An 18,143-nucleotide genomic window follows, 5' to 3' on the forward strand; every position below is an offset into this window, starting at 1 on the left:
CGTGGCGCCTCAGGCAGCGGCCGGGGGCACTCCTCACCGACGGGTCTGCATCCTTTGGGACAGGACTCGCCGCAAGGCCTCGATGGTGGTCGCGCCCCTTTCGGAGGCCTGCTGCGACAGCGCTTCGTCGGCCTCGAGAGTACGGTCCTTGCGGTGCCACCGCAGGACCACCGGCTCACGTACCGGCGTATTGGGCGACGCCGCATCGTAGACAATGGCGATGATCGCGGCACCGCCGGTGGCGATCAATCCGGTGGCGATGGCACGTCCGCACGTTTCGGCTTCCCAGTTGCCGCTACCGATCGTGGGCACAACCGTCGTCGTGCCATCCTGCACCAGCGCCATGAAGCAGCCCGGGTAGACGGCACCTGACGCCTGCCCTTGGCCCGCGACCAGCGTGGCGACATGGCGACCCTGATCGACAATCCGAAAGGATTGCGACCTGTCGATCGACACCGAATTCATCGCGCGCGTGGCGTGTCGAACAGCCGTGATCGCCGCATCGTCGGCGCCGGCAGCAAGCTGCGGCTGGCGCGCGTGAGCTTCAGGCTGCGACGCTGCGATCGCGTCGGTACTGCAACAGCCTATCGAGGCAACGGCCAGCGGGAGCAAAAATCTCATCGACAACCGTGCGCCCAGCGAAGGTCGCGGCACCTAACGCGCGTCCCAGGTTATGATTGCCCGCAGTTGACGGGTCCGCTCCTGTGTCAGCGCCGTCGTGCACTGGTTGTAGGTGAATGGCTGCATCGATCCGCCACGCCATTCATAGCTTTCGATCTGACACTCCGCATCACGGTACGTCAGCCACGCGCGCTGCGAGGCCAGCAGCGCCGGCGCGAAGCCCGGATCGGATTGCGTCGTTGTCGGCTCCTCGCGATCGGAGCGCTGCGATCGCGGATTAGAATATACGTCGCGGCGACGCGCCGATCACGCAAGTTGTCGGTCCGTAAGCACGCGTTGCAAGGTAATCAGAGTCGACCCGGTGGACTCTTGTTTTCGTCCATGCTGTCACACGTCGTGTACTGGTTGCCGCAGATGCCACCAAACCAGGCGACGCCAGAGCGCGACCCCACCAGCGTGCGTGCCTCCGCCGGAATGGTGTAGCGCAGGCGCGCCGGCCGCCGGAACAGTCCAGGATCGGCTGCACCCGCTCGCCAGCATCGCCGAGCCAGTCGCTCGCCTTGACCACGACCCTGGCGCGCGGAGATGGCGCCGCTCGACCGACTTCGGATTGCACCGTGAAGATCACGCGCGATCCGTGCACCCAGCCCGTGCCGCGAAACACGGCGCGCGGCTTGCCCGGATTGTCATTGTCGTCGGCATCGGCGATTTTCATCGAGCCGTCGCGCACATCGACGATGTTGAAGTTAGGGGCATAGCGGTCGTCACCGGCGATGGCCGCGGGCAGTCGCCCGATCTCCGGGGAGGCCAGGTCAGGACCGGCATGCACGCGCAGTCCTGCCGGATCGGTGTCGTTCGACCAGGCCTGGAGCATGCAGCGACGAGGTGGCTCGGCTGCGGCGGCCGCCATCAAAGTCAGAAAAATCACCGTTGTCGCTCCCTCGCCGTGCGCCGCTTGCGAACTTCTGCGATGTCCGACCGTTGAGCAAACCGTTCTTTCAGACAATCGCAGGGGCATTTGCATGATCGATCCCGGAAACACGCAGTCCGTCGCACCCGCCAAGGGGGCCACGGCGCGCGGTGTCGTGCAAGTGGTGCTCGGCTTGTTCCTCATCGGCTTGATCGGAACGATCACCGTGCGCATGGGGCCAATGCTGCTGGCCGCGCCGGACGCCATCGCGGACGGCTCGCGCTTCAACGCGTCGCAAGCTGCGGCGCGACTGGTGCTGGCGCTGTTCGCAGCCGTCATGCTGTTTGGCGCGGTTACCATCGCGCACGGCGTCAGCCTCGCCCGTTCCGGCGTCAAGCCACGCAAGCTGCTTTACCTGCAGTGGGCGGCGGCAGTTCTGATCCTGGTTCTTGTCGCAGCGGTCATGCTGACCATCCGATAGCCGAACGCGGCCGATGCACTCACCTCAGCCGGTCTCGTTGCGCAACGAAATCGGCCTGGGTGAACGTCACCGGCACGACCTCTCGCCCCGACGTGTCGATCACGCCCCAGCGCCCACCCTCCATCACGCTGTGCTCGACATCGCCGACCGGCACCGAGCGGCAGCCGATACAGACATCGGCCCGGCCATGATCGAAGCGATCGCCCCAGTCGTAGCGCGTCGCGATGCGGATACGCAGGCGTCGATCGACATAGGCGATTTTGCCGCCGACAATCGCCCGAGCGAGACCTTCGACGAAATCGTCAGGCCCATTGTCGAAGATGTACATCCGCCTTGTCGTACCGTCGCGGCGGCGGTGATATGCCATCCCTCGTACCGTGACGTAAGCGAGCCCTTTTGTGTAGGACAACTTGGCAAGGATACGTGGCGCCAGCAACGGCGTTTCCCCGGCGACCGAAGCGCAGGCCTCCTCGACTTCGAGTTCACCCGACGTACTCGCATATGTGCAGGCCAGCGGGAACGCCGACTGGCCAGAAGGCGAGCCCTGCGCAAAGCACGGCGGTGCCCAGAGCAGCGATCCTGCCAAGCACGACGCAACCCATCTTTCCACGCGCCCACTCCACTTTAACGATGCGCACAGCGCGCGGCTGCGGCTATGCTGCACCGATAACAGGGGAATTGCCGTACCATGAAGAGAATGCTTGCGTCCGTCCTGTTGATGGGCACCGCCCTAGCCGCATGCAGCAACCGCGAGAGTGAGCAGGCGGGGCAAGCCGGGCAAGCCGAGAGCCTCGGCGATACCAAGGCGCTGGTCGCATACGGCTACACCTACCGCTTCACCCTGCCCGGCGGCGCCGTGAACGAAGCGCAGGACAAGCACATGGCCTTGTGCGACCAGATGGGTCCGGGCCGATGCCGCATGCTGGAGATGCACCGCAGCACCAGCGCGAGCGGCTCCGACGGCTCGACGCGCTTCATGGTTCTGGCCGGCGACGCGCGCAAGTTCGGTCAGGACCTGACCACACCGGTCACCGCACTGGGCGGCGAATTGGCCTCGCGCGACTTCGAAGCCGAAGACGTGACGAAGCAGACCGCCGAAGCCAACGCCAAAGTCGTCGAGAAGAACAACGCCGACAACCGCGCCGCCGCCGGCAACTTGCGCGAGCGGGTCGAGACCTCAACGGTGTGGGCCTATTACAGCGGCACCGAAGGGTTCTGGAGCCAGGTCGGCGCAGCACTGAGTTCGGGCGGAGAAACGCTGACCAGCAGCGTCGTGGCGCTGATCTACTTCCTGGCCGGCGCCTTGCCGTGGGTCGTGGTGCTGGGCGCGATATTCCTGATCGTGCGCGCCATCTCACGCCGCATTCCGCGCCGGCCCAAGCCTGATCGCGTCATGCCGGCCGCCAGCCGTTCGCCGGAGGACACCGTCGGCCCCGTCTAACCGATTACGGCAGCGTCGTGGTTACGCAGGCGAACGAGGACGCCTGCGCCACGCAGCCCGTACGCCCCAGACGATCAGGGCCGCGACAGCGAGCCAGGGGGCAAGCGCCGGCAGCAGGTAGATCGTGGAAATGAACCCCGCCTGCGCGACAGGTCCGAACGCACGCAGAGCCTCGCCGGTCTGTTCGGCAAAACCCGGTATCCCGACATACGTGATCGCGATCGACGCGGCACCGCCTGCCTGGGGCGCGCGTGATCCTTCGGTGACCCTGAGTTCGCGCAAACGCGCCTCGCCGCCGGCTTCGTCGACAAGGCTGGCGAACCGCTCCAGAACCTGCGCAGCCTTGGCGCGTGTGACCTGCACGGTCAGGGCGCCACGCTGACCTCCGCCGTCATCCACACGCGACAGCATGACCCGGCATCGCGAGGGCCCCATCCGCGTGCACACGGCCTCCTGTTGGCGCTGCACCTGCGGATTGTCTGCGGGGGAAAGCGCATATTCGAGCGTGTATTCATAACTGCGGGCAGGCTCCGCCGCCGCCGATTGCGCCGCGCAGACAAGCATGCCGCCAAGGCCAAGAACGATACGCCGGTACGGCTGGCGCCGCGAGTTGGCCGCCAGTGCCGCAAGGACGAACGAAGTCAGGCCCGAAACCAGCGTGACGATGGCGACGAAGATGAGCGTGCGCTTCATGGTGCATCCCTCGTGATGGAGAACGGCGCCGTTTCACCATCTGCAGGAACGCTGACGCAAGCAGCAAGCTCCGGCTGCGTGGCCACAAGGTCCAGGATACGCCGATAAAGCCGCTTCAGCACGGCAAAGGTGGCGGGATCGTCCTGCCGCAGGGTTTCGATGTTACCCACCTGCTCGGCTTCGCGCAGCACGTCGGTCACCATGAACACCATCGCTTGTTGAGCAGTTCAGCGATTGCGCCGCATCATCGGCGCAACGACATAGGTGCGGCGCTTCGGTCCCCTGGTGGCGGCGGAACTCGTCCGCTACCGAAGACGGTGGCACGGCCAGCAACCTGTCGGTGGCATCCTGCACCCAGAGCGTGCCGCAAAACTGGGAGCTAGAACTTCTGCCCGGGCAAGCCGCTGAACTTTTCACGCACGCACTTGCCTTCGGCGATGCCGAAGCTCGATCCGGACCAGCCGGCCGCCACCGCCTCGTGGATCGTACCTTGCGCGCGCGAAAGCGTAAGCTGCACGATAGCCGCGCCACCGGTAGTGGCGCGGCTATCGTAGATGGAGATCTCGTCGGGTGTGACCTGGCTGATCCGGCAGGCAACCTTGCAGACGCCGGGACACCAGCGCTTGTCCACCAGATCGAAGCGCAGCCACTCTTTCCACGCAACCGCGGGCTTGCCGGTCGCGACCTGCAGTTGGCCGGTACAAACCAGGTCGAAATGGTCGCAATTGGTGCGACAGCGGTGAACGCTATAGCTCTACATACTATGACGATAGCTGGCTCGATGTCCGCCAGATCGCCTGGCGCACTTACACCGACCAAATGACTGCATTCCTGGGCTGATAGCAACGGCGCTGAACGAGCGGCTGACGCCCGTCGAAGCTATCGCCGTAGATCGGGGGCTTCGAAAGAGCGGCCCGTCGATCGCGGCGTCGGCGAGCTTACCTTGGCAAACCACCGCCGAAGATCTCGGCCATTCCCGACCGCAAACGTCTGTCGTCACGAGCAGCTAGGCAAATACCAGCAAGGCTCGACGTTGGCAGTAGGCACGTCATCCGTTCTGGTCCGCTCGCAGGCGGTAGCCAACCCCAAGCTCGTTTGCGATGACACTGCCGACCGAGCCGGGTGGTTCCAGTTTCTGGCGCAAGTTGCGGATGACTATGCGCAGGTACTCGATGCGGGGATCCTCCTCGCCACTCCAAGCCGCGGCGATGATGCGTTCGTGGGTGACGACGCGACCGATGTGTCGGGCCAACACCGCCAGCACGTCGTGCTCCTTGCGGGTGAGATGGAGTTCTTCTGCTCCGCGACACACCAAGCGCCGATCAAGATCGATAGTCAGGTCGCCCCGCTGGATGCGCTTGGTGGAGTCTCTGGAAGGTCCGCGGTGGCGCAAGGCGACCCGCAGCCTTGCGAGCAATTCCTCGGTATCGAAAGGCTTGGTCACGAAATCGTCAGCGCCAAGGTCCAGTGCCGCCACCTTTTCGTCTGTGGCCTCGCGCGCCGAAACTACCAGCACCGTCGTTTCACCATCGCGGCGCAGCAGTGGGATGAGGCCCAGGCCGTCGCGATCGGGCAGGCCGAGGTCGAGGAGGATCGCATTAGGGTGCTCGGATGCGGCCTGCGCAATCGCCTCGTGTCCGTTGCGCGCCTCGACGATCTCGTAGCCGGCGCGCTCCAGCGTGTTGCGCAGGAGGCGGCGGATGGCGGGCTCGTCGTCCACGACCAGGATCTTGGCGGCCATCAGGTGACGCTTTCGGAGGCGACTTCGCGCACGATCAGGGGGGAGGGGAACGTCAGCGCGAACGCGGCCCCGGTGCCATCGGCGCGGTTGCCGGCCTCGATGCCCAGCCCCATGGCTTCGGCGAACGCCTTGACGATGGCGAGGCCCAGGCCGGTGCCACCGGCGACCCGGTCCGACCCTTCGAGGCGACGGAAGGTTTCGAACACGTGTTGCTCCTGCCCCGGCGGCAGGCCCGGCCCATTGTCCAGCACGGAGAGCCGGACTTCGCCAAAGCGATGCGTTCCCTCGATCACGATCTCGGTTCCGGGATCGCCATAGCGCCCGGCGTTGTCGAGCAGGTTGAGCAGGCAATGATGCAGCAGTTGCGGGTCGGCCAGCACCAGCGGCAGGCGGGGCGGCACGTCGAGGCGGGCGGCGTGGCCCTCCAGCGCGCGCCGGGCATCATGCGCGGCGCTGGTCACGGCATCGCTCAGGTCGATGGGCTCGATGTTCAGCTTGAGCGCGCCCGCCTCCACCCGCGCCATGTCGAGCAGGTTGGCGACGAACCGGTTGAGCCGCGCCGCTTCGCCCTTGATCGTAGCGATCAGCTCGGGCGTGGTGCCGTGGTCGAGCTCGTCAGCGGCCGCGATCACGGCGGTGAGCGGCGTGCGCAAGTCGTGGCCGACCGACGACAGCAGCGCCGCGCGCAGCCGGTCGCGAGTTCGCACGACATCGACGTCGCGCATCTCGGCCTCCAGCCGCAATCGCTCCAGCACCAGGGCGGCCTGGTCGATCAGACTGGTGAGCAGCGGTAGCTGGTCCGCCCGCACCGGGTCACCGCCCGCATCGCGCGCGATGCCAAGCACGGCAAGGACATGATCGCCGGCTTGCAAGGGGTGGAACAGCCAGTCGGAAGCGGCGAGCGTGCCCGATCCCCGCCCGGTCGCGGTGGCGGTATCGAAGGTCCAGGTGGCGGCGGCCTCGTCGATGGCGTTGAGGCGATAGTTGGGGTCGCTGGCGGCCTTGACTTCCAGCCGCGTGCCGACCAGCCGTTCGAGCAGCACGACCTGCACGCCGAACAGGCGCTTCACGTCGTCGCAGATCATCTGCGCGGCAATCGCCGGGTCGTTGACGCTGGTGACCTGACGCAGGAAGCCCGCCAGCGTCGCGTTGGTCCGTGCGCTGGCCGATGCCAGGTCTGCTTGCGCACGGACTCGCGAGGTGAGCTGGCTGGTCGCGAAGGCGACGCCCAGCAGCACGATGACCGAAACCACATTCTCGGGGTTGTTGATGGTCAGGGTGCCGGTCGGCGGCAGGAAAAAGAAGTTGTAGGCGACGCTAGACAAAAGTCCGGCGAAAAGCCCGGTGCGCAAGCCGTAGAGGCTGGCCGCAGCCATGACCGGCAGCAGATAGAGCAGCGCGACATTGCCCAGGTCAAGGATGTGGAACAGCGCTGTCGCGGCGGCTGTAACCGCGGCCACCATGCCGGTTGCAAGGGCATACCCGATGGGCGAGCCCCACGTGGCATCACGCCGACGGCGCTTCTCGTCATGCGCAGGGGATTGCTCCAAAGGGATGACGTGGATCGTCACCCCCGAGGTTCGGCGCACCAGGCGGTCGACGACCGAGCCATGCCGCAGCTCGAACCAGCGCGAGCGGCGGGACTTGCCCACAACCAGCTGCGTCGCGCGCGCATCGCCCAGGAACGACTGAATGCCCTGCACCACGTCGGGCGCGGGCACGGTGGCGATCGCGGCGCCAAGCTGGGTCGCCAGCGTCATCGTAGCAGCGACGCGGGCGTGTTGCGCATCGGTGAAGTAGGCGGTGCGCGGCGTTTCGATGAACAGCGCGGTCCATGGGCCGTGCAGACCATCGGCAACGCGCTTGGCCGCGCGCACCAGTTCGTCGGCACCGGGCAATTCGTTGATGGCGACGACGATGCGGTCGCTGCCCGCCCAGGTGCCGCCGACACCAAGCCCGCGCACGTGGTCCAGCATCTGCGCATCGACCGATTGTGCCGCCCGGCGCAGCGCCAGTTCGCGCAAGGCGGAAAGATTGGACTTGGAGAAGAAGTGCCCCAGGGCGCGTGTCGCTTCGTGCGGGAGGTAGACCTTGCCCGCCTTCAGTCGCTCGATCAGTTCGTCGGGCGGGATGTCGACGACTTCGATCTCGGCCATCTCGAGGATGCGGTCGGGAACCGTCTCGCGCACGCGGACGCGAGTGAAGCTGGCGACGACGTCGTTCAGGCTCTCGACGTGCTGGATGTTGACGGTGGAATAGACGTCGATCCCGGCGGCCAGCAGTTCCTCGACATCCTGGTAGCGCTTGGGATGACGACTGCCTGGCGCGTTGGTGTGGGCGAGTTCGTCGACCAGCACCAGGCGCGGCTGGCGCGCGAGGATGGCGTCGATGTGCATTTCGTTCAGGGTGCGTCCTTCGTAGGCCACCTCGCGCCGGGGGATGATTTCGTGGCCTCGGGTCAGGGCCTCGGTCTCGGCGCGGCCATGGGTTTCGACGACGCCGATCACCACATCGACGCCGTCGCGCCTGTGCGAGATGCCTTCGGACAGCATCTCGTAGGTCTTGCCCACGCCGGGCGCGCCGCCCAGGAAGATCTTGAGTTTGCCCCGGCCCTCCTGCGCGGCGTGGCGCAGGAGGGCGTCGGGGTCGGGTCGGCCGTCACCGGGCATCAGCGCGCAGTGGCGTCCAGCGCGCGGTTGAGCGCGAGCACGTTGACGTGCGGCTCGCCCAGGGTCGAGCCCTCCGTGTGAGTTTCGACCAGCGTGCGCAGCTGGCCTTCAGGCAATCCGCGCACCTTGGCGACCCGCGCCACCTGCGCCAGCGCCGATGCTGGCGACAGGTCGGGGTCGAGGCCCGAACCGCTGGCGGTCACCAAGTCGGCGGGGAGCGGACCCGTCACGCCCTCGGCGCGGCGCTTGGCGATGTCCGGCTTGATGCGATCGACCAGCGCCTGCGACGTGGGGCCGAGGTTCGAGCCGGACGAGGCCAGCCCGTCGTAGCCCTTGCCGGCGGCGGAAGGGCGCGTCTGGAAGTAGCGGTCGGACGTGAACGCCTGGCCCACTACCGACGATCCGATCACCTTGCCCCCGGCATCGCGCACCAGGCTGCCGTTGGCTTGCGCCGGGAAGATCGCCTGCCCGATCCCGGTCATCGCCAGCGGGTATGCCAGCCCCAGCAAAAGCGCGAACAGTAGCGTCATGACGATGGCGGGACGCAGCGCAGTGGTGAAATCCTTGCCCATAGTGGGGTTCCTTATACGAGGCCGAGGCCGCCGACGAGAAGGTCGATGACCTTGATGCCGACGAACGGAGCAATGAGGCCGCCAAGGCCATAGACGGCGAGATTGCGGGCGAGCAGCGGCCCGGCGCCCATCGGTTTGTACGCCACGCCCTTGAGCGCGAGCGGCACCAGCATCGGGATGATAATCGCGTTGAAGATGATCGCCGACAGGATCGCCGTCTCCGGCGACTTCAGTCCCATGACGTTGAGCACGCCCAAGCCCGGATAGAGCACCACGAACATGGCCGGGATGATCGCGAAGTACTTGGCGACATCGTTGGCGACCGAGAAGGTCGTCAGCGCGCCACGCGTCATCAGCAGCTGCTTGCCCAGGCCGACGATCTCGATCAGCTTGGTCGGGTCGCTGTCGAGGTCGACCATGTTGCCGGCCTCGCGCGCGGCCTGCGTGCCGGTGTTCATCGCCACGCCGACGTCGGCCTGCGCGAGCGCGGGCGCATCGTTGGTGCCGTCGCCGCACATCGCGACGAGCCTGCCGCCGGTCTGCTCCTTGCGGATCAGCTCCAGCTTGTCCTCGGGCGTCGCCTGCGCGAGGAAGTCGTCGACACCCGCCTCGGCGGCGATGGCGGCGGCGGTGAGCGGGTTGTCGCCGGTGATCATCACCGTGCGGATGCCCATCGCTCGCAGTTCGCCGAAGCGCTCGCGGATACCGGCCTTGACCACGTCCTTGAGGAAGATCGCACCCAGTAAGCGGCCATCTTGCGCGACTGCCAGCGGGGTACCGCCAGCGCGGGCAATCTCGTCGGTGATGCGGCGCAGTTCGGTCGCAGCGGCCGTCTCACCCAAGCTTGGATTAGCCTTGAGGATCGAGTCTACCGCGCCCTTCTGGATCAAACGCCCGCCGGTATCCACGCCCGAGATGCGCGTCTGCGCGGTGAATGGGATGACCTCGGCACCCGCAGGCAATTCCGCAGTTGTCACCCCGAACTTCTCGCGGGCCAGAACGACGATCGAGCGACCTTCCGGAGTCTCATCCGCCAAGCTTGCGATCAGCGCCGCCTCGGCAAGCTCCTGGATGTTGACGCCGCTTACCGCGCGGAACTCGCTGGCGGCACGATCACCGACAGTGATGGTGCCGGTCTTGTCGAGCAGTAGTACGTCGATGTCGCCTGCGGCCTCCACCGCGCGGCCCGACTTGGCGAGCACGTTGAAGCGCACCAGCCGATCCATTCCGGCGATGCCGATGGCCGAGAGCAGCGCGGCAATCGTGGTCGGGATCAGGGTGATGAGCAGCGCCGCAAGCATCGCCACCGGGATCGAACCGCCGGCATAGCTGGCGAAGCCCGGGATGGTGCCGACCGCGATCAGGAAGATGATCGTCAGGCCGACCAGCAGCAACGTGAGCGCGACCTCGTTGGGGGTTTTCTGCCGCTCGGCGCCTTCGACCAGCGCGATCATGCGGTCGAGGAAGCCCTTGCCGGGCTCCGCCGTCACCTTGACACGGATTTCGTCGGAGATGACGCGGGTGCCCGCCGTCACCGCCGAACGGTCGCCGCCCGCCTCGCGGATCACCGGCGCGCTCTCGCCGGTGATCGCCGCTTCGTTGACCGAGGCGACGCCCCAGACCACTTCGCCGTCCGACGGGATCAGGTCGTTGGTCTCGACCAGCACCACGTCCCCCAGCTTGAGCTGGCTGGCGGGAACGTCGTCGTATTCGCGCCCCTCGCCCTTCAGCCGCTTGGCGACGAGGTCCGCCTTGGTGGCGCGCAAGCTGGCCGCCTGGGCCTTGCCACGGCCCTCGGCGAGCGCTTCGGCAAAGGTGCCGAACAGGACCGTGAGCCACAGCCAGATCACCAGCTGCAACTTGAAGCTGGTCGACAGATCGTCATGCCCGATGACGAGCAGGACCGTCATCAACGCCGCGACGACACCGGTGACGAACATGACCGGATTGCGGATCAGTTCGGCGGGATTGAGCTTGAGGAACGATGCCTTGATCGCCGGCAGGACGAGGTCGGCGGTGAAAAGGCTCTTGGTTTGCTTGGTGGCCATGATGGCGCCCCTGTCAGAACAGTTGGCCGCGGATCATCGCGAGATGATCGGCGATAGGACCAAGCGCGAGGCCTGGCAGGAAAGTTAGGCCGCCGACGATCAGCACGATGCCCACGAGCAGCCCGATCCACAGCGCTCCGGTAGTGGGGAAGGAACCGGCACTCTCGGGCACGTACTTCTTGGCGGCGAGGCCCCCGGCGATCGCCAGCATCGGCACGATGATGAAGAACCGTCCGAACCACATCGCCACACCCAGCAGCCCGTTGTAGTACGGCGTGTTGGCGGTCAGCCCGGCGAACGCGGAGCCGTTGTTCCCCACAGCGCTGGTGAAGGCGTAGAGGATCTCCGAGAAGCCATGCGGCCCCTTGTTGAGCGGTCCGGCCAGGCCCTGTTCCAGCACGCTGGAAACGGCGGTCAGGCCCAGGATCATCAGCGGCAGCACCGCGATCGCCAGCACCGCGAGCTTAACCTCGCGGCTCTCGATCTTCTTGCCGACGTACTCGGGCGTGCGCCCGACCATCAGCCCGGCGACGAACACGGCGAGGATGGCGAACAGCAGGAACCCGTAAATGCCTGCACCGACGCCGCCGATGACGACTTCGCCCAGCTGAATGTTGAATAGCGGGATCATGCCGCCGAGCGCGGTGAAGCTGTCGTGCATGGCATTGACCGCGCCGCACGACGCCGCCGTGGTAACGACCGAGAACAGCGCGCTGGCGGCGATGCCGAAGCGCACTTCCTTGCCCTCCATGTTGCCGCCCGCGACGCCCAGGTGGTGGACGATCGGGTTGCCCGCAGCCTCCTGCCAGTACGTGACCGTCACGCCGGCGAGGAACAGCACCAGCATGGCCGACAGAATTGCCCAGCCCTGGCGGGTGTTGCCCACCGCCTTGCCGAACGTCCAGGTCAGCCCGAAGCCGATCACGAAGATCGACAGCATCTGCACCAGATTGGTCAGCGCGGTCGGGTTCTCGAAAGGATGCGCGGAGTTGGCGTTGAAGAAGCCGCCCCCGTTGGTGCCGAGCATCTTGATCGCTTCCTGCGACGCCACCGGGCCCAGCAGGATCGACTGCTTCACGCCCTCAAGCGTCGAGACATCGACCACGCCGGCCAGCGTCTGCGGCACGCCCGAGGCGATCAGGAACACGGTGTAGGCGATGCAGAGCGGCAGCAGCAGGTAAAGCGTGACCCGCGTCATGTCGGCCCAGAAGTTGCCGATCGTCTTCATCTCACGCCGCGCAAAACCACGGAACAGCGCGAAGGCGAGTGCGATGCCGGTCGCGGCCGACAGGAAGTTGTGAATGGTCAGGCCCAGCATCTGGCTGAGGTTCGACATCGTCGATTCCCCGCCATAGCTCTGCCAGTTGGTGTTGGTGGTGAAGCTGACGGCGGTGTTGAACGCCAAGTGCGGTGACAAGCCGGCCAACCCCTGCGGGTTGCCCGGAAGCACGCCCTGCAGGCGCAGCACCGCGAAGGTGAACAGCATCAGGCCCGCGTTGAACAGCAGCATGTGCACGGCATAGCGCCGCCAGCCCTGCTCTTGCGCCGGATCGATGCCGGACAGCTTGTAGAAGCCGCGCTCGACCGGGCCGAGTACGACATGAAGCGGCGTGCGCCGCCCCTCGTAGAGCGCGAAAAGCCAAGTGCCGACCGGCTTGGTCAGCACCAGCAGGATGGCCACGAAGCCAAGGATCAGGAACCAGCCCTGAAGTGTCATGGGTGCGCTCCCTTCAGAAGCGTTCGGGGCGGATGAGCACCGCCACGAGGTAGGCCAGAAGGCCGAATGCGGTGATCGCGGCGAGCCAGAGGTCCAGGGTCATGCCATCACCTCAAGTGTTGTCGCACAGCCGGGCATAGGCGAGCGTCGCCGCCACCAGCCCGACGGTGACGAGGATCCACAGCAGGTCTTCCATCAGACTTGCCGCAGCTGAAGAGAGCCCGAATCACTGCCGCAGCAGTCGGCGATCTGTCTGCCGATCCTTGCGACGCCAGGACTGCGCGACCGGTAAGATGTGCCAGTCCCAGAATAAGCCTGCTGTTGTCCACAACGATAAGGATTTGCTGGTGCAATCCCATGTCGTGGTGAGGAATTGTTCACAGTGACTGTGATTGCTGGATGGAAAAGCTGCATCGATGCCTCCCTGGCATGACTTCGATCAAGGTCCGAAGTCGTCGAGGGTCAGCAAGTAGGCCGGGAAACTATGTGAATTCGAGAGCGATTACGAAGTTTCGCATATAGGCGGCGTATGTTTTTGCGCCTCGCTCAACGCGGATGACCACGTCGCCGAGAGCAGCTGAATAGCGGCTCGGTGATGCCTGGGACAGATTGGATCGATGTCCCACGTCAAAGACGAGAATGGATAGCATCGACGGATCGGCAATGGTTCGATGCGCCTGATATCGCCATCAGGTTGGACGATCAGGCGGGAGATCTGGCGACGTCAAGCTGGGCTTTGTCGATGTGATCGCCGACCAGTTCGGCCGTCGCCGCCGAAAGCGTCCACCCCAGGTGACCGTGTCCGGTATTATAGAATGCCCGGGGGTGTCTGCCCGCACCGACGAACGGCATCATGGTTGGCGTCATGGGACGCAGGCCAGCCCACGAGACGACTTGACGCGTGCACATGTCGGGGAAATGCTGTTTGCTCCAGTCAAGCAGCGGACGGATCCGATCTTCACGGATGTCACGATTGAAGCCGTTGAACTCCGCGGTACCCGCGACACGGAAGCGATCAGCACCGAGTCGGCTGGTGACGATCTTGGCATCCTCGTCCAGCAGGCTGACTTGCGGGGCGGCCGTGCGACTGAGTTCGTCGTTCAGATGGACGGTGATGGAGTACCCCTTGACCGGATAGATATTGATTCGGTCGCCCAGCATCGCCGCCAGCTTGCGGCTTGCGACACCGGCACAGATCAATACGGCGTCGCCTTCGACTTGCGTATCGGATGCGCCCATTCGCAGGTCGACCAAGACGTTGCGGGTCCCTAGCTGGATGCGCGATACCTCTCCGCCCAGCATGAAGCGCGCACCGTCGCGCGCGCAGGCGGCGGCAAGGCCGCTGGTGAACTTGTGGATGTCGCCGGTGGAATCCGATGGCGTGAAGAATCCGCCACAGAATTCACCCTGCAGCGACGGTTCGATGCGTTTGATGTCTGCGGGCGAAACCTCGTCACGCTCCAGTCCGCCTTCGCGCAACAGCGCATTGCCGCGCCTTGCCTGATCCAGGGTTGCCGGGTGGCGATAGAAGTGCAGGATGCCGCAACGGGACAGGTCGAAATCGATCGCCTCGCGCTTGGCGATTGCGAACAGATGGCGTCGCGCCGCGATGGCGAGCCTGGTGGTGGCGACAGTGTTGACGGCATGACCTGTGATCGCGCCCATGAACTCGGCCATCCACGAATACTTGTGGTAGGAGGGTTTCGGATTGAACAGCAGCGGCGCATCGGCGCGAAAGATCCAGCGAAGTCCCTTGTTGATCGTCGCCATCGAATTCCAGACTTCCGCATTGCTGGCCGAAAGCTGGCCACCATTGGCGAAGGACGTTTCCATTGCGGCATAGCGGTTGCGGTCGATCACGGTGACCTCGTGCCCGCGCTGCTGCAGGGCATAGGCCGAGGTGACGCCCGTGATGCCGGCACCGATGATGATGATCCGAGCCATGTCTGGTTGCCTCCATGGGGAATGTGCCAATACAAAAACCGGCCGGGGCAGTTCTCGGGTGTCTGCGCGCCCCGGCCGGTGGGCACCGGGTTAGTGGCCCGCGCCGGAAGTTTCGCGACCCGAAGCCTCGTAGTCGATCCCGAGTTGCTTCAGGTATGTGTCGTACTTGTCCGGGTCGTAATACTGCGCCTGCATCGCAGGGCGCAGTTGCGCCATGGCGCGCGCGTCGCGATCGATGGCGGGCATGTCGGTGGCCGCGATCAGTGGATCGTAAGCCTGTTCCTTCAGCTGAACGTCGCGGAACCATCCCTTTGCTTCGCTTATCAGCCGGGGTGTGGTGACGAGGTCGAGGATCGTCATCGCGACGGCCTTGGCACCCACGGTGGCACCCTTGTGCGCGATCGGCGTCGCCATCGCCATCGCAGCCGTCGCATGGTGAAAGATGACGTTGGGGATGTTGGACGGGTAGGAGATCGTCACCGTGGGAACCGCCCACATCACGTCGCCGATGTCGTCCGAGGCGCCGAACGCTGCCGAGCCGCGCAATTCCGGCGTGGAAAGCGGCGCTACCTTGTCCGGCAGTGCCTCTACCTTGAGGTGGTTCGTCTCCTGCACCGCATGGGCGAATGCCTGGTCTGCGGCGGACCATTGCGGCGGTCCCACCGCTTCGATGTTCGCGTAGAGCGCCTCGGCCAGCGGCTTGTTGGCATAATTGGGCGCGGCATAGCCTAGCACCTTGCGGCTGACGGTGGTGCCGGTGGCGAGCGCGGCGGCATCGGCGATCTGGTTGCCGACTTCGTAGAGGTTGCGCAGCGACTTGAAGTCGCGGTCGCGAAAGTAATACCAATCGGTCGCCTTGGCCGGGACCACGTTGGGCTGACCGCCACCATCGGTGATGACGTTGTGAGAACGCTGGCTGAGCGGCAGATGCTCGCGCCGGAAGTTCCACATCACGTCCATCAGTTCCACCGCATCGAGCGCGCTGCGTCCTTCCCAAGGCATCGCGGCCGAGTGCGCGGTCTTGCCGTTGAAGGTGTATTCGACCGAGATCATGCCGTTCAGGCCCAGATCGCCCCAGCCAGTGCCGAACCCGGTGCCGACATGCGCGAAGATCGAAGCATCGACATCCTTGAACAAGCCGGCGCGCACGTAATAGGCCTTGGTCGCCAGCAGCTCCTCGGCGACACCTGGCCACAGCATCAGCCGCCCTTCGAGGCCGTGGCGCTGCATCACTTGCTTGGCCGCGATCGCTGCGGCCACCATCAGCGGCATGCCGGAATTGTGACCTTCGCCATGCCCGGGCGTTCCTTCGGTCAGCGGCTTCAGCTGCGGTGTGCCGGGCGTCTGCGACACGCCGAGCAAGCCGTCGATGTCACTGCCCAGCGCGATCTTGGGACCGCCCTTGCCCCAGGTCGCGGTGAAGGCGGTGGGGACGCCGGCGACTCCTCGCGTCACGGTGAAGCCGTTCTTCTCGAGGATGCCGACCAGGTAGTCGCTGGTCTTCTGCTCCTGGAAGCCAGGCTCGGCGTAGCTGAAGATCTGGTCGATCATGACCTGGATCTGCTTGCGCTGCGCCTCGACTGCCGCCGCGGCTTCCTGTTTGAGCGCGGGGTCGGCTGCGGCCTGGGCGGGGATCGGCGTCAGCGCCGCCGCCAGCGCGGCGAGCAGGGCGTGTCTGAGCCGCACCGTCGCGCTCACTTGGACGGTCCGTCGAGCATCGGATATTTGATGCCCAGCTGTTGCAGGTATGTGCCGTACTTGACGGGGTTGTAGTAGTACTTCTCCATCAACGGTCGATAGAGGGTCATATTGCGCTCGTTCAGCCAGATCGCGGGCTGATCCTCGGGCGTGAGCACCGGGTCGTACTTGGCGGTCTTGAGCTGGACGTCGTTGAAGTAGGCCTTGGCGTCGGTGACAAGCTGCGGCGTCGTCATGAGGTCGAGCACCGTCATCGCCACTGCCTTGGCGCCCGCTTCCACCCCCTTGTGCGCGATTGGCGTCGCCATCGCGATCGCCGAGGTGGAGTTGTGGCCGATCATGTTGGGGATGTTGGAGGGATAGCGCACGGTGATGGTGGGGACCGCCCACATGATGTCGCCGATGTCGTCCGAGCCGCCACCGGTCGACGGTTTGCGCGATTCCGGCGTGGAAAGCTCCTCCACCTTGTCGCGCAGCGGCTCGATCTTGCGTTCGTTATAGGTTTGCGCGGCTTTGGCGAAAGCCTGGTCGTCCGCACTCCAGGCGGGCATGCCAACGGCCTTGATGTTGGCATAAGCAGCTTCGGCCAGTGGCTTGTTGCCGAAATTGGGCGCGGCATAGCCCAGCGTCTTCTGGGTGACGGTGGTGCCGGTCGCCAACGCTGCGGCCTTGGCGATGTCATTGCCGGTCGCATAGAGCGAGCGGATCGTATCGAACGTGCGCTCGCGGAAGTAGTACCAGATGCTCGCCTTGTCGGGCACGACGTTGGGCTGGCCGCCACCGTTGGTGATGATCATGTGCGAGCGCTGGGTGAGGGGCAGGTGCTCGCGCCGGAAGTTCCAGGCGACATCCATGATCTCGACCGCGTCGAGCGCGCTGCGGCCTTCCCAGGGCTGGCCGGCCGAGTGCGCGGTCTTGCCCTTGAACGTGTACTCGACCGAGACCATGCCGTTGTTGCCCATCTCGCCATAGCCGGTGGTGAAATCCGAACTGACGTGGGCGAAGATCGTGGCGTCGACGTCCTTGAACAGGCCGGCGCGCACGTAATAGGCCTTGGTCGCAAGCAGTTCCTCGGCCACGCCCGGCCACAGCATCAGCTGCCCTTGGATGCCGTGGCGGGTCATCACCGTCTTGGCCGCGATCGCGGCCGCCACCATCAGCGGCATGCCCGAGTTGTGGCCTTCGCCATGCCCCGGTGCGCCATCGACCATCGGCTTGAGGTAGGGCACGCCCGGCATCTGCGACACGCCCAGCACGTCGTCGATATCGCTGCCCAACGCGATCTTGGGGCCGCCTTTGCCCCAGGTGGCGGTGAACGCGGTGGGGATGCCGGCCACGCCGCTGACGACGGTGAAGCCGTTCTTCTTCAGGATGCCCTGCAGGTACTCGGACGTGCGCACTTCCTGGAAGCCGGGTTCGCCATAGCTGAAGATCTGGTCGACCATGACCTGGATCTGTTTGCGCTGCTTCTCGACCTCCCTGGCGACCTCATCCTTGAATGCCTGCGGGGCTTCGGCATGAGCGGGCGCGATGGCAATCGGGGACAACGAAGCGGCTGACGCAAGCGACAGGGCAAACGCAGTGCGGATGGATTTCCTCATGGCTTTG

17 protein-coding genes and 1 pseudogene are annotated in these 18,143 nt (G+C 65.4%); 2 read left to right on the forward strand and 16 right to left on the reverse strand.

The features are described 5' to 3' along the window. Positions 1 to 33: 33 nt before the first annotated feature. The 3 genes and pseudogenes from ACXJ1Z_RS04150 to ACXJ1Z_RS04160 form a co-directional block, all read right to left on the reverse strand. On the reverse strand, positions 34 to 621 hold the full coding sequence (locus tag ACXJ1Z_RS04150; protein WP_463779751.1) for a hypothetical protein: 588 nt from the start codon (positions 619 to 621) through the stop codon (positions 34 to 36). Positions 622 to 654: 33 nt separating this feature from the next. Then, positions 655 to 876, reverse strand: a pseudogene (locus ACXJ1Z_RS04155) (lysozyme inhibitor LprI family protein); the annotation flags it as partial. Positions 877 to 898: 22 nt separating this feature from the next. Next, positions 899 to 1,531, reverse strand: coding sequence for a hypothetical protein (locus tag ACXJ1Z_RS04160; protein WP_463779752.1), 633 nt, complete (start codon positions 1,529 to 1,531; stop codon positions 899 to 901). A gap of 112 nt (positions 1,532 to 1,643) precedes the next feature. On the opposite strand from ACXJ1Z_RS04160, the gene ACXJ1Z_RS04165 reads away from it, so the two are divergent. After that, positions 1,644 to 2,012 carry a hypothetical protein gene (locus ACXJ1Z_RS04165; RefSeq protein ID WP_463779754.1) on the forward strand — a complete coding sequence of 123 codons (369 nt, stop codon included), beginning with the start codon at positions 1,644 to 1,646 and terminating at the stop codon, positions 2,010 to 2,012. A 19-nt stretch (positions 2,013 to 2,031) separates the two neighbouring features. Here ACXJ1Z_RS04165 and ACXJ1Z_RS04170 read toward each other — a convergent pair whose 3' ends face one another. Next, a complete protein-coding gene (locus tag ACXJ1Z_RS04170) occupies positions 2,032 to 2,622 on the reverse strand; it encodes a WG repeat-containing protein (protein WP_463779755.1) in 591 nt (196 codons plus the stop codon). Positions 2,623 to 2,709: 87 nt separating this feature from the next. Between ACXJ1Z_RS04170 and ACXJ1Z_RS04175 the strand changes: the two genes are divergently transcribed. After that, on the forward strand, positions 2,710 to 3,453 hold the full coding sequence (locus ACXJ1Z_RS04175; RefSeq protein ID WP_463779757.1) for a hypothetical protein: 744 nt from the start codon (positions 2,710 to 2,712) through the stop codon (positions 3,451 to 3,453). Positions 3,454 to 3,474: 21 nt separating this feature from the next. Here the strand turns inward: ACXJ1Z_RS04175 and ACXJ1Z_RS04180 are convergent, their stop codons facing one another. The 12 genes from ACXJ1Z_RS04180 to ACXJ1Z_RS04235 all read right to left on the reverse strand — a co-directional run bounded on the left by ACXJ1Z_RS04180 (position 3,475) and on the right by ACXJ1Z_RS04235 (position 18,136). Then, on the reverse strand, positions 3,475 to 4,146 hold the full coding sequence (locus ACXJ1Z_RS04180; RefSeq protein ID WP_463779759.1) for a hypothetical protein: 672 nt from the start codon (positions 4,144 to 4,146) through the stop codon (positions 3,475 to 3,477). Then, on the reverse strand, positions 4,143 to 4,349 hold the full coding sequence (locus ACXJ1Z_RS04185) for a hypothetical protein (protein WP_463779761.1): 207 nt from the start codon (positions 4,347 to 4,349) through the stop codon (positions 4,143 to 4,145). The genes ACXJ1Z_RS04180 and ACXJ1Z_RS04185 overlap by 4 nt, the downstream gene beginning before the upstream one ends. Positions 4,350 to 4,525: 176 nt before the next feature. Next, positions 4,526 to 4,777 (reverse strand): hypothetical protein, encoded by a 252-nt coding sequence (locus tag ACXJ1Z_RS04190; RefSeq protein ID WP_463779763.1) that lies wholly within the window; start codon positions 4,775 to 4,777, stop codon positions 4,526 to 4,528. 417 nt (positions 4,778 to 5,194) lie between these two features. Beyond that, a complete protein-coding gene (locus tag ACXJ1Z_RS04195) occupies positions 5,195 to 5,887 on the reverse strand; it encodes a response regulator transcription factor (RefSeq protein WP_463779764.1) in 693 nt (230 codons plus the stop codon). Next, positions 5,887 to 8,556 carry a DUF4118 domain-containing protein gene (locus tag ACXJ1Z_RS04200; protein WP_463779765.1) on the reverse strand — a complete coding sequence of 890 codons (2,670 nt, stop codon included), beginning with the start codon at positions 8,554 to 8,556 and terminating at the stop codon, positions 5,887 to 5,889. Before ACXJ1Z_RS04200 ends, ACXJ1Z_RS04195 begins: the two co-directional genes overlap by 1 nt. Then, positions 8,556 to 9,128: a potassium-transporting ATPase subunit KdpC gene (gene kdpC / locus ACXJ1Z_RS04205; RefSeq protein WP_463779767.1), complete on the reverse strand. Its 573-nt coding sequence runs from the start codon at positions 9,126 to 9,128 to the stop codon at positions 8,556 to 8,558. Before kdpC ends, ACXJ1Z_RS04200 begins: the two co-directional genes overlap by 1 nt. Before the next feature lie 11 nt (positions 9,129 to 9,139). Continuing rightward, complete coding sequence (kdpB, locus tag ACXJ1Z_RS04210) at positions 9,140 to 11,176, reverse strand: potassium-transporting ATPase subunit KdpB (protein WP_463779770.1); 2,037 nt, start codon at positions 11,174 to 11,176, stop codon at positions 9,140 to 9,142. 13 nt (positions 11,177 to 11,189) lie between these two features. Beyond that, on the reverse strand, positions 11,190 to 12,893 hold the full coding sequence (gene kdpA, locus ACXJ1Z_RS04215; RefSeq protein ID WP_463779771.1) for a potassium-transporting ATPase subunit KdpA: 1,704 nt from the start codon (positions 12,891 to 12,893) through the stop codon (positions 11,190 to 11,192). A gap of 13 nt (positions 12,894 to 12,906) precedes the next feature. Continuing rightward, complete coding sequence (gene kdpF, locus ACXJ1Z_RS04220; RefSeq protein WP_463779773.1) at positions 12,907 to 12,996, reverse strand: K(+)-transporting ATPase subunit F; 90 nt, start codon at positions 12,994 to 12,996, stop codon at positions 12,907 to 12,909. A 599-nt stretch (positions 12,997 to 13,595) separates the two neighbouring features. Then, on the reverse strand, positions 13,596 to 14,837 hold the full coding sequence (locus ACXJ1Z_RS04225) for a D-amino acid dehydrogenase (protein WP_463779774.1): 1,242 nt from the start codon (positions 14,835 to 14,837) through the stop codon (positions 13,596 to 13,598). Positions 14,838 to 14,927: 90 nt separating this feature from the next. Then, positions 14,928 to 16,535 (reverse strand): amidohydrolase, encoded by a 1,608-nt coding sequence (locus ACXJ1Z_RS04230; protein WP_463779777.1) that lies wholly within the window; start codon positions 16,533 to 16,535, stop codon positions 14,928 to 14,930. Further along, positions 16,532 to 18,136 carry an amidohydrolase gene (locus ACXJ1Z_RS04235; protein ID WP_463779778.1) on the reverse strand — a complete coding sequence of 535 codons (1,605 nt, stop codon included), beginning with the start codon at positions 18,134 to 18,136 and terminating at the stop codon, positions 16,532 to 16,534. Before ACXJ1Z_RS04235 ends, ACXJ1Z_RS04230 begins: the two co-directional genes overlap by 4 nt. Positions 18,137 to 18,143 lie beyond the last annotated feature (7 nt).

This window comes from Novosphingobium sp. TK46 (assembly GCF_055361525.1).